The organism is Pyxidicoccus sp. MSG2 (assembly GCF_026626705.1).
Lineage (GTDB): Bacteria > Myxococcota > Myxococcia > Myxococcales > Myxococcaceae > Myxococcus.
Genome location: NZ_JAPNKC010000001.1, coordinates 3,641,637 through 3,653,669 on the forward strand (window position 1 = coordinate 3,641,637; position 12,033 = coordinate 3,653,669).

Genomic DNA, 12,033 nt, shown 5'->3' on the forward strand with positions numbered 1-12,033 from the left:
CCATGAGCGCCGCGCCCGAGCCCACGTCCCCTCGCGAGCCCCCACCGGCGGAGGCACCGGCCAGTCCCGCCGAGCGCCCCGTGTCCCCGGAGAAGGGCGCGCCCCGAGCCGTCTGGGCCGCGCTGGCGGCGTTGTACGTGCTGCTGTTCCCCTACCACCCGGGCCTGCGCTCACCGAACGAGCTGTGCCGGCTGTGGCAGACGCGCGCGCTGGTGGAGTACGGCACGCTCGACATCAACGGCGCGCTGCGCGACTACGGATACGTCGGTGACCTGTCCGTGAAGGACGGGAAGTACTACCCCAGCAAGGCGCCGCTGCTGTCGTTCGCCGCCGTGCCGCTGTACGCCGCCCTGCGCGCCGTGGGCGGAGGCCACCGCCACGCCGTGCCGGAGGTGCCGCTCGTCTTCTTCTCGCGCCTTTGGCTCACCGTGCTGCCCACGCTGGGCATGCTGTGGCTGGTGCGCAGGTACCTGCGCGCGCACCTGACGGCGCCCGTGGCGGACGCCCTCACGGTGACGTACGGGCTGGGCTCGCTGGCCTTCAGCTACTCGCTGCTCTTCATGAGCCACCAGACGACGGCGGTGCTCCTCTTCGCCGGCTTCTATGCGCTGTGGCGCTGCGCGCGCGGCGACTGGCGCGAGCGGGGCTACGTGGTGGCGGGCGCCTGCGCCGGAGCCACCGTGGCCGCCGAGTACACCGGCGCGCTCGGCGTGCTGGGCCTCGTCCTGTACGCGGCGCTCACCGTCCTCTTCCAGCCGGCCCCCCTGCGCGAGCGCCTCGTGCGCCTGGGCCGCGCCGCGGGGCTCGCCATGCTGGGCGCGCTGCCCTTCGTGGTGGCCCTGGCGCTCTACCACCAGGCCGCCTTCGGCCACCCGCTGACGACGGGCTACAAGTACCTCAACGACGCGGCCTACCAGCCGTGGCACCTGGGCGGATTCCTCGGGATCCGCACCCCGGACCCGCGCGCCTTCGCCCTGTCCTTCTTCTCGCCGCTGCGCGGCCTGTTCACCCTGTCCCCCTTCCTCCTGCTGGCGCTGCCGGGCCTGGCGCGGATGCAGCGGCGCCCCCCGGCCGCGCCCGAGCCGCGCGCGGTGGCGTGGATGGGCGTGGCGCTGCTGGCGGGCTACACCTACTTCACCTCGTCCTTCTCGTATGACTCGTGGGGTTGGACGACGGGGCCGCGACACCTCACCGGACTGGTCCCCTTCCTCCTGCTGCCCGCCGGCCTCTGGCTGGAGCGGCTGCGCTCCTCCGGACGAACGTGGGTGCTCGGCGCCGCCGCCATGCTGTGCGCGGCGTCCGTCCTCACCACCGGCGTGGCCACCTTCGTCAACTACATCCCCGACGACGTCTCCAACGCCGTGGGCGGGCTGGCGCTGCCGCTCCTGGACGCGGGCTACTTCCCCGCGGGCGGGCTGTCCTTCCTCGGGCTGCCCCAGCCCGCCGCGGGACTGGTGCTGCTCGCCGCGCTCGTGGCCGTGGCCGCGTGGGTGTACCGCGAGCTGGCGCGCGGCCCCTCCCGGCGGTGGCCCTCTCCCGCGGCCCTCGGCGCGGGCCTCGCCACGCTGGCGCTCGTGGCCACCCTCCACGCCCTCACCACCGAGCACGACGACGCGGACCGCAACGCCGTGCGCTTCCTCCAGTCCGTGTGGCTCTCCCCGCCCGGGCGCCACGTCCCCTTCTGGCCCCGCTCCGGCACCTGAAGTGGCACCGGGATTCCACCGCTTACGGCGATTCCGGTATCTCACATTTCAAGAGAAACCCAGTTGCAAGGGCTGAGCTCCGTCCATCCTGCCTCGCAACTTTTGCGGACCATGCAAAAGGTTGTCAGCTCAACACGTGTCACCTTTCACCCAGGTCCGTGCCAAAGGGCTGAAAAAATTGAAGTCCGCACGCCCTTTCCGTGGGCCCGGGGATTGCTGAGCGTGTGACACCGCTCTTCCCCGTTGCCTGTCCGGCAAGGAGCCTCAGGTGAACCGTCCCCCGTCCCCTTCGTGCGTGCCCACGCGCCAGCGCTTCCGGCGCGGCTTCACGCTGTTGATGGCCATGGGGCTCATCGCCATGACCACCGTCGCGGTGATGGTGGCGCTGCGCGCGGTGACCATGGAGAGCAACCTGCAGGCCCACGAGCGCCGCGCCCGCGAGGCCTTCTTCGCCGCCGAGGCGGGCATGGCCGAGGCCCGGGTCATCGTCCAGGCCATCGTGGGAGACAACCAGCAGTACAACGGGGTCTTCACGGAGCTGGGCAACCAGTTCAACGGCACGGGCCTCGCCGGGTACATCAACGAGGCGGGCCTGCCTTCGGGTCCCTCCCCGGCCGCGCAGTGGTTCCAGGTCATCCCCTGGACCGAATACAAGATGACCCGGGGCACCGTGGGCGCCGGAATCGACCCGGGCATCACGGCCGCGAACCAGGAGCTCTACGGCCCGGACGGCCTCATCACCAACTACCCTGAGCCCAACAACGTCCGCTACCGCGTCTTCGTCGTGGATGACGCGGACGGAGACCCCAGCCGCACGACCGACACCAACAATCAGGTCTGGATTGTCTCCGTCGGCGAGGTGAGCTCGAACGGCGGCCAGCCCTACCGCACCATCGTCCGCTCGCTCGTCACCAACGAGAACGGCGTCGGCGGTGGCGGCGGGTACGGGACCAAGCTTGGCGGCGGCAGCAACGGGGGCGTCTACGCGGGCACGATGCCCACCTGGACCCCCTGAACTGAACTCTCTTCAATATCTCCTTGCCCCGAAAGGGGAGACACCATGCGCTTGAAGCGGATCATGATGGTCGCGGTGGCCCTGGCTTCGGCCGGCGGAGTAATCGCCCAGGCACAGACCGATGCGGGAACGCCTCCCGCCACGGCCGACGGAGGCACCCTCCAGAGCCTCTGTATCGACACCACGGGTGATGACAAGCAGCCCGACTTCCGCGCGGATGCCGGCATCCCCTCCGCCATCCTCGTCATCGAGAACGAGCCACCCGGGAGCAAGCCCAAGCTGCGGTTGAACACCAACCTCAACAAGCTGGACCCCGAGCGCATCATCCTGCCGTTCGACCAGAACCTGGACGCCCTCATCGTGGACGACCAGGCCGGCAACGGCGCGTCCCACACGCTGGGCTGGTTCTATTACGACGAGCTCGTCGCCGCCGGGTATGTCGACATCCGCGACGCGGGTGACCCGAACGACGACGTCCTCCGGGATACGAACAACAACCGCGTCCCCGACTTCCACGAGGACCTGTACAACGTCTCCGCGGGCGCCAATGCGCGCCCGTACGTGGGCATCTCGCCCCGCTGCACCGGCCGCACGTTCACCCATAACCTAGCGGACGGCGGCGGTACCGTCACCCTTCGGGACCCGGACCTGCTCACCGGCCCCTGCACCGCCACCAGCAGCTACATCGCCAACTACGGCCCCAAGCGCTGGGACGATGGCCCGGGTTATCCGGCCCAGCCCACCGGCAAGGGTGGCGTGGTGGGCCAGCGCGTCCGCGACTTCACCGCCGCGCTCCTCGACGGCAGCGGCAACCTGAAGGCGGGCGCCATCCCCACCCTCGTCGACACGTACTTCAGCGACCAGGGCCTGTTCCCCCACATCCCCAACCTGCTGGAGCCCCGGCACGAGCTCAACGGCAACCGCGGCATCGGACACTTCGTCTTCATGAGCACGGACGACGACGACAACAAATGCAACGCGTCCAACACCTCCGAGTGCTTCGCGCCGCGCATGGCCTGGAAGCGGCTGGAGGACGGCGGCACGACCTTCGTGGGCCCCATCTGGGACACCGTGACCAATGCCAACGGCGTGCCCGACTACAGGGCGAGCGCCATCGACCCGTCCGGTCAGGTCATCGGCGACGAGAGCGTGACGGTGCCCGCCACCAAGGCCGAGGACCAGCGCGTGCAGTTGGGGAGGATCGATGGCAACCGCGAGATCGTCTTCTTCCTCAACACCTACGTGGAGCAGATCTACGGCGGCACCGACTCGTGCCTCATCACCCGGCCCTCCGGTGATGCGCGCCAGCTCCAGTGCGACCTGTGGCTGCACGGCGACATCAACACCTTCTTCTCGAAGTCGCTGCTCAACATGGACCTCCACCAGAGCACCGACCCGCTGGTGGTGGACGACATGAACCTGAGGGACAGCTGGCTCGGCGACCTGGGTTACGACCGGCTCCGGACCGACCCGGCCTACGGCGGTCTCACGTTCCCCGCGGGCCAGACGCAGGACGTGAAGTCGTACAACCGCCGCGCGGCGCACACGCTGGTGGGCGCGCCCAGCAACAACCCGCTGGTGTGGCTGCTCGGCTGGGAGGACCAGGTCGGCGGCGGTAACCGCACGTACAACGACATCGTCGTCCTCATCAACAAGCAGAACAACGGCTCGTTCCGCTCGGACGTCGTCTCCGACATCCCCATCGACGTGGCCGACGACTTCACCATCACCGAGGTGGCGTTCGACGTGGTGGACCAGCCCTTCTTCGTGCCGGACGGAGGCAGCCTCAGCAACTGCACGAAGACGGTGCCCCTGGCGGACGGCGGCACCGGCCCGCTCAGGCCGGACATCCGCTACGAGGTGGCGCTCGACTGCCAGGTTCGCGGCGCCGACGGCGGGCTCATGACCAACCCGGAGCCGAACTGGCTGGAGGTCAACCTGGGCGGCAGCGACGGCGGCATCCGCGACGCGGGCACGGTGATGACGGACCTGATGGAGCGTGGCCGCGTGGGCACGCAGCTGTGCTGGCGCGCCGTCCTGGAGAGCCCGGGCGAGGCCTGCCAGCCCACCATCGTCAACGTCAACGTGTCCTACAAGGCGCAGCGCAGCGGTCAGTACGGCCGGGCCTCCGTCATCCCCATGGCCAACGTCGTCGTCTACGGCGTGCGCGAGACGCCGGGCCGCACCTGGTTCGACGGCGGCGTGGACGAGGTGTCCACGCGCGTCTTCGACGGCTACGCGGACACCGTGGACCGCGGCCACCTCCACCTGAAGAAGCTCTACAACCCGGACACCACCAACCTGCAGCCGTATGACCCGGCCGACCCGGTGTGGGACTCCGGCAAGTGGCTGCGGGACCTGATGGACACCCTGGAGGGACCGAGCACGGTGACCGACCCGGCCACCCGGCGCCACCTGCTCACCCGGGACCCGGGCGGACAGACTCGCGAAGTGGCGACCTACCTCGAGGCTGCCAACACCACGAGCCCCGCCTTCCCCAACACGCTCTGCAACGCGCCCTACCGGAGCGGAACCACGTACCTGTACGACCTGGACCAGAACGGCACGTGCAACGCGGCCGACCGCACCTTCCTGCGCGACTGGCTCTATGGCTGGGAGAACCGGGCCGCGGCGAACGTCAACGACCGGCTCCGCACCTGGCCCATGGGCGGCATCATGCTCTCCACGCCGGCGGTCATCGGCCCCGCGGGCGTCCCGGCCTGGGTGCTGCGGACCTCGAACCGGACCGAGCAGGACCAGTACCTCAACCGCTTCATGCGCCTGAGCACCGTGGCCAACCGGCCCACGGTGACGTACGTGGGGACCACGCAGGGCTACCTGCACGCGGTGAAGACCGGCTCCTACAAGCCCGCGGACGACGCGTGCACGCCCCGCCCCGACGGCCAGGGCTACTTCGGCCGCGCGGGCGCGTGCGGCACCGCCCGCGACTACGGTGACGGGACGGAACTGTTCGCGTACCTGCCCTACAAGATGCTGCCCTACTACGTGGAGAACTACCGCCGCACCAGCAGCGTGACTGGCAACACCACCGTCGACACGCGGGCGAAGCTGCGCGCCAACATGGATGCCACGCCCAACGTGGCGGACGTCGACCTGGGCCAGGGCACCGAGTACGACGTCGCGACGGGTTACACGCCGACCGACGCCCACGCCTGGGTGCTCAACAACACCGATGTGAACCAGGGCGCGAAGACGGTGCTGGCCAGCGCTACCGGCCCCAGCCAGAGCGTCTTCTTCGCCATGGACGTCACCGACCCCACCAGCACCACCAACTACCCGAAGGCGCTGTGGGAGTTCGACATGCAGAACGACGCCTTCGGCGCGACCGGCACGCCGTGCTCCCCCGTGAGCGCGACCTGTCAGACGCTGCCGACCCGCTTCACGAACGCCGGCGCCCTCGTGAAGCCGGACACCGTGGGTTCGCGGCACGCCCCCGCCATCACCCGCATGGACTTCGGTCCCGGCGGGAAGAAGTGGGTGTCCATCTTCGCCACGGACTACGTGCCGGCGTCCGGCACGGTGGGCACCGTCTACATCATGGACGTGAAGACGGGCCTGCCGGTGCAGGTGCCGGGCGCCAACCTGCAGTCGAGGCTGGCAGGCGTGGTGACGCTGGGCAAGAACGCGGCGGAGGACCTCAACCAGGGCATCGGCGGCGAGCCGGTGGCGGTGGACATCAACCAGGACGGCATCGATGACGTCATCTACGTCGCGTCCACGTCCGGGAAGGTCTACCGCATCAACCCCACGATCGTCGTCAACAACAACGCGAACAAGCTGGGCAAGGTGCTCTCCTCGTGCGTCGTCGCCGATGCCAAGACGGCGCCGGGCGTCAAGCCGACCTCCAAGACCTTCCAGCGCATCTTCTCCAGCATCTCCGCGCAGGTGGTGACGAGCGCCGGCGGCAACTCGGTGCGGCTGTACTTCGGCACCGGCAACAACCCGGACCTCGCCAACGAGGCGGCCGACACGGCGGTACCGCGCCCGAACTACTACGTGATGGCCTACGACGACCGCGACCCGACGCCCAGCGGCAGTCCCGCGGACGGCAACTGCTTCGCCACCCACGCCTGGAGCAATGAGCTGGATGCCGGCCAGGTGGTGTGGGGCGGCGTGGCGGCGACCGACTCGGGCGTCTTCACCACCACGGCGGTGGGCAAGTCCGCCAACGTCTGCGGCCTGAGCAGCTCCGAGAGCGGCAAGGCCTACGCCTTCACCTCGGCGGGCACGGCCTCCGCCGGCAACGGCACGGACCTGGGAGGCCATGGCACGCACGCCCCGGTGGTGCACGACCGCCACCTCGTCTTCCTCACGGCGGACGGCAAGGTGGTGTCGAAGGGGAGCGAGAACTACGGCAGCAATGGGAACGGCGGCGCCGGGCGCAAGTCCAACATCCTCATCTGGGACGTGCGCTCCGGCACGCGCATCCAGGAGGCGGTGCCGTAATGCCGCACGCTTCTCCCCGCTCCCGCCGGCACGCGCGCGGCCTCACCCTGCTGGAGACCATGGCGACCACCGCGGTGCTCATGGTGGGCATCCTCGGGGTCCTCACGGTGCTGGTGGCGGCCTCCCGGCAGAACCGCCGGAACAACAACCAGACGCAGGCCACGCTCATCGCCGAGCAGGAGCTGGAGCGCATCGTCGCGCTGCGCTGCATGGGCAACGACGCGGCGCCCTGCTCCAACATCCAGGCCCTGGATGACAGCGTGCGCAGCGTGTGGTGGTCCGCCAACGGCGAGATGTCCGAGGTGGCACCCGCGCCCGGCACGACGCCGCAGCTGCAGTACACCGTCGCGGTGGACGTGGATCCGCCCGTCGAGGGCGGTGAGGAGGGCTCGCCGAGCCTCACCCGGATTGTCGCCGGCCAGACCCTGCCGGCGGGCATGGTTGTCAACGTGCGCGTCACGGTGAGCTGGCGGGAACCCTCGGTCGCACGTCGCGCCGTGGCCTTGCAGACCCGGATGGCCCGATGACCCAGAAACGCCAGTCCGCCCCGCGCGGCTTCACCCTCATCGAAGTGCTCATCGCCACGACCATCTCGCTGATTGTCCTCAGCATGGCCGTGGTGGTGGGCGTGCAGCTCCAGCACCGTGGCTTCATGGAAGAGCGGACGGTGGAGACGCAGAACGCGGCGCGAGCCGCGCGCGACCTGATTGCATCCAGCGTCCAGCGCGCGGGCGCGGGCGCGGGCAGCCTGCCGCTCGCGGTGGGCACCAACGGCGCGGGCGCGGCGGACCTGCGCTATGCCGTATGGCCCGTCACCAACGCGAACTTCACCGACGGAGGCTTCTCGCTGCCGACGGGCCGGTACGCAAACCTCGCCTCGGACGTGCTGGAGGTCTGGGAGACGGACCCCGGGGTGCTGATTCCCCTGAAGACGTGCGATGGCACCTCTTCGCCCTGGCAGGGAACCAAGCTGTGCACCTCGGTGGCGCCCCCCAATTCAATGCTGGGACGGATGGCGGCGGTGGTGGCTCCGGAGCCTTCGTCGCGCACCTCGGTCTGCGTGGGCGTCGTCGGCGCGCTGGACCAGGCCATCAATCCGCCGGGTGACCGCGACTACGGCCTCGATTGGACGCCGGGCATGCCGGGCAACGCCCTTCCCGGCGGCCACCCCTGCGCCAGCTATCCCGCGAGCACCAACGGCACCGTCTGGGGGGCCGCGGACATCTACCTCATGCCGCTGACGGCCCGCTCCTTCCGCGTGAACTGGACGGGCGACCAGCCGGCGCTGGAGATGGACCCGGACGGTTTCGCCGGCCCTCAGGGCTACACCGTCGTGTCGCGAGACATCGAGCAAATCAAGGTTCGCATGGGCGTGGTGAACCCCGAGGTGGCGGGCGGTGCCGTGCTCTACTTCCCCGACCCCGTCGCCGCCCGCCCGGCGCTGGACACGTGCACGCACGCGACCTGCGCGCCCCTCATCACCTGGGACGCCGGCTCTCCCGTGGCCGGCAACGAGGGGCCGGGCAGCGCGCGCGACGAGCTGATGAAGCGCGTCCGGCTGGTGGAGGTGGAAATCACCGCGCGCTCCCAGCGGATGGACACGTCCGGCCAGACGTCGGACGGTGGCGTGGACGCGGACGGCAACCTGATGGACGGCTTCAAGCGGCGGCACACCGTCATCCGCCTGGCGCCGCGCAACTTCGGCTATTCGGGGTTCTGAGATGCGAACGCGTCGGACTCAGTCGGGCATGACGCTGATTGAAATCATGGTGGTGGTGGCCATCCTCGGCCTGTTCGCCACCCTCGCGGTGGCGGGCATCCAGGGGATGATGGACCGGCAGCGCGTCAGCAGCGCGCAGCGGGAGCTGCTCATGGTGGCGCAGGAGGCCCGTCAGAAGGCGCGCTCCACGCTCCAGCCGGTGCGGCTGTCCGTGACGACCACCGTCGAGCCCGGCGGCAGCGTGACGCGCCTGCGCTGGGAGGCGCTGGCCTGCTCGAATGCGTGGGGCTCGGTCTGCCCCATGACGAACTGCGAGAGCAACGCCTGCGGAGCGAGCGGGTGCACCTGCACGGAGACGGGGACGCCCGTGGTCGTCCCCCGGGGCCTGGACGTCACCCCCCTGGACGGCCTGTGCTGGCTGGGCACCCAGGAGCCCGGCGGCGCCACGCCGCCCGCCGTCGTCCGCACCGGTGGGCGGGCCTGCCTGCCCGGCAGCCCCCGCCCCACCGACGGACAGCTGGTGCTGAAGCGCAACCGGGGGTCCCTCCAGTCTCCCCAGTGGCACAACGATACGGTGATGGTGGTCGACGGGCTCACGGGCGCCGTCCGCTCGGTGGACTGCGGCAAGACGCCCTTGGCCCCCGGCTGCACCTGAGCCTCCGGGCTTGCCTCACGAGCCCGGACCGCCTTGACTCTCCAGTCCCCCGTTCCCTTCGAGGAGACAGCAACGATGATGAAGCGGCTCGCCCTGGTGATGGCCCTCAGCCTGGCCACGACTGCCCACGCGGAGGACGTCGGCGACGTGTGGAAGGCGAAGTGCAAGTCCTGCCACGGCGAGGACGGCAAGGCGAAGACGAAGATGGGCCAGAAGGAGTCCATCGACGACTTCTCCTCGCCTGCCTGGCAGAAGGCCGAGTCGGACGCCGAAATCCGCGAGGTCATCTCCGACGGCTCGTCCAAGAACAAGAAGATGAAGGCCTTCAAGGACAAGCTCACCCCCGAGCAGATTGACGCCCTGGTGGGATACATCCGCACAATGAAGGCGAAGTAGCCGGCTTGAATTTCCCCGCGAGGCCGCACGTCATGGGAGGTGAGAATTGGAGCCGCCCATGAAGAACCTCACCGTTGCCCTCGTGTTCTGCGCATCCATGGCCAGCCTCTTCACCTCGCTGCGCGCGGACGCCCTGTCCTCCGTGCGCATCGAGCAGGGGCTGTCCCGGCCCGCGCCGCTCTCCGCGCTGCACAAGGGCGACGGCAAGGGTGGGGGCAAGGGCGGCGGGGATGACGACAAGAAGGGCGGCAAGGACGACGACGAGGAGGACGAGGAGGAGTACCGCGCCCGCTACTCCGGCCTGTCCCAGCGCGCCGCCCTGGAGATGGTGGACCCGGGCGGGCTGGAAGACGTGCTCCGCGTCCGCGCGGGCCTGAGGTTCGGCGCCCGCTAACGCGGGCCTGGAGGCCGGGCGACGCGGGGCAGCGTTACCGCGAAGCAGGTGCCGGCGTCCACCGACGACGCCACGTCCACCCAGCCTCCGTGGGCGGTGACGATTTGCGACACGATGTAGAGCCCCAGGCCCAGCCCGTGGTGCTGGGGCTTCGGCTGGCCCGGCTCGGGCGTCGCGCGGTGGAAGGGCGCGAAGAGGCGCGGGCGCAGCGAGTCCGGAATCGGCGGTCCCCCGTTGTGCACCTCCAGCCGTTGGAAGTGCGCGTCCGCGGCGGCCAGCCGCACCCGCACCTGAGTCCCCTCCGGGCTGTGCTGGAGCGCATTGCCGACGAGGTTGGACAGCACCTGCCCCAGCCGCTCCTCGTCCCAGATGCCGCTCGAGTCGCCCTGCACCTCCAGGCAGACGCCGCGCTGCGGGTGGGCGGGCTCCAGCTCGGAGATGATGCGGCGGCACACCTCTTCCAGGGACACCTCGCGCGGGCGCAGGGGGATGCCGCCCGCCATGCGCGCGCGGGTGAAGTCCAGCAGTTGCCGCACCAGCCGGGCCATGCGCCCGGCGCTCCCGTCGATGCGCTCCACCACGCGGCGCACGTCCGGCGTCAGCGTGTCCCTGGCGAGCAGGGCCGCCGCGGACAGGCGCACCGCGGCCAGCGGGTTGCCCAGGTCATGCCCCAGCACGCCGATGAAGCGCTCCTGGAAGCGCGCCTCCTCCTGGCGCTCCTGCTCCACGCGGTGACGGGCGGTGACGTCCCGGCTGATGCCGAAGAGGGCGTAGATGGTGCCGTCCCCGCGGCGCAGCACGCCCTTCGTCGTCTGCCAGATGCAGTCCGTGCCGGGGCCGCCCTCGGAGTCCTCGTAGGTGGCCGTCTGCCCGGACTCCGCCACCGCGCGGTCATGCTCCAGCGTGGCCACGGCGGCGTCCGGTCCCAGCAATTCCGCGTCCGAGCGCCCGAGGATTTCATGCGGCTCGCGGTTGAAGGCACTCGCGGTGGCGGGGTTGAGGAGCACGTAGCGCCCGTTCAAGTCCTTCACGTAGATGGCGTCGGTGGCGCTCTCGATGACGGCGTGCAGCAGGTCATGGTCCCTGCGCAGCGCTTCTTCCGCGGCCATGCGCTCGGTGAGGTCCTCCAGGAAGACGACGGTGCCGTCCTCCCAGGGGGACACGCGCGCCTGCAGCCACACGGTGCCCACGGGGGACTGGCGCGACAGCCGCGTCACCTCGGGCTCGCGGCGCACCGCCACGCGGACGCACACGGCGAACAGGCCGCACTCGCCCACCCACGGGGCCTCCTCCAGGAGGCGCTGGCGCACCAGCGGGCGTTCCTCGCGGCCCAGCCAGCGCTCCGCGAAGCCATTGGCGGAGACATACTCGAAGTCGAGGATGCCCCCCACCGCGGAGCGGACGCTGCGCAGCACGACGACGGCCTCGGACGGAGAAATCTCCGCCACGCCTGGCGGGCGCTTGTTGCTCCCACGAACGGATTGCATGGATGGAACGGCACCCCCCAGTGATGCCCGTTGGAGGGAAAGCCTAGCCCCTCCTGCGGGCGGGCGGCCAACCGGCCCCCGGGGTGGCTGAAGCGTGCCGGACCGAACCTGGCGGGCGGTGTACCCCCTGGCGATACGACAGGCGCCGCGCTCTGTCGTTGATTTGGTCCAGGCGGGCCCCTAATTACCCCGGGGC

9 protein-coding genes are annotated in these 12,033 nt (G+C 70.2%); 8 read left to right on the forward strand and 1 reads right to left on the reverse strand.

What is annotated here, in order from left to right:
- Positions 1 to 2 precede the first annotated feature (2 nt).
- The 8 genes from OV427_RS13770 (at position 3) to OV427_RS13805 (ending at position 10,350) form a co-directional block, all read left to right on the forward strand.
- A complete protein-coding gene (locus OV427_RS13770; RefSeq protein WP_267856551.1) occupies positions 3 to 1,703 on the forward strand; it encodes a hypothetical protein in 1,701 nt (566 codons plus the stop codon).
- A gap of 268 nt (positions 1,704 to 1,971) precedes the next feature.
- A complete protein-coding gene (locus OV427_RS13775; protein ID WP_267856552.1) occupies positions 1,972 to 2,718 on the forward strand; it encodes a hypothetical protein in 747 nt (248 codons plus the stop codon).
- A 45-nt stretch (positions 2,719 to 2,763) separates the two neighbouring features.
- A complete protein-coding gene (locus OV427_RS13780) occupies positions 2,764 to 7,185 on the forward strand; it encodes a pilus assembly protein PilY (RefSeq protein WP_267856553.1) in 4,422 nt (1,473 codons plus the stop codon).
- Positions 7,185 to 7,712 carry a type IV pilus modification PilV family protein gene (locus OV427_RS13785; RefSeq protein ID WP_267856554.1) on the forward strand — a complete coding sequence of 176 codons (528 nt, stop codon included), beginning with the start codon at positions 7,185 to 7,187 and terminating at the stop codon, positions 7,710 to 7,712. The genes OV427_RS13780 and OV427_RS13785 overlap by 1 nt, the downstream gene beginning before the upstream one ends.
- Positions 7,709 to 8,905, forward strand: coding sequence for a PilW family protein (locus tag OV427_RS13790; RefSeq protein ID WP_267856555.1), 1,197 nt, complete (start codon positions 7,709 to 7,711; stop codon positions 8,903 to 8,905). The genes OV427_RS13785 and OV427_RS13790 overlap by 4 nt, the downstream gene beginning before the upstream one ends.
- Before the next feature lies 1 nt (position 8,906).
- Positions 8,907 to 9,560, forward strand: coding sequence for a pilus assembly FimT family protein (locus tag OV427_RS13795; RefSeq protein ID WP_267856556.1), 654 nt, complete (start codon positions 8,907 to 8,909; stop codon positions 9,558 to 9,560).
- Between the two features lie 75 nt (positions 9,561 to 9,635).
- Positions 9,636 to 9,956, forward strand: a complete 321-nt coding sequence (locus OV427_RS13800; RefSeq protein WP_267856557.1) for a c-type cytochrome — start codon at positions 9,636 to 9,638, stop codon at positions 9,954 to 9,956.
- Between the two features lie 58 nt (positions 9,957 to 10,014).
- Entirely contained in the window at positions 10,015 to 10,350 is a 336-nt protein-coding gene (locus OV427_RS13805) for a hypothetical protein (protein WP_267856558.1), read from the forward strand.
- Here OV427_RS13805 and OV427_RS13810 read toward each other — a convergent pair.
- Positions 10,347 to 11,837, reverse strand: coding sequence for a PAS domain-containing sensor histidine kinase (locus tag OV427_RS13810; RefSeq protein ID WP_267856559.1), 1,491 nt, complete (start codon positions 11,835 to 11,837; stop codon positions 10,347 to 10,349). The genes OV427_RS13805 and OV427_RS13810 overlap by 4 nt on opposite strands.
- Positions 11,838 to 12,033 lie beyond the last annotated feature (196 nt).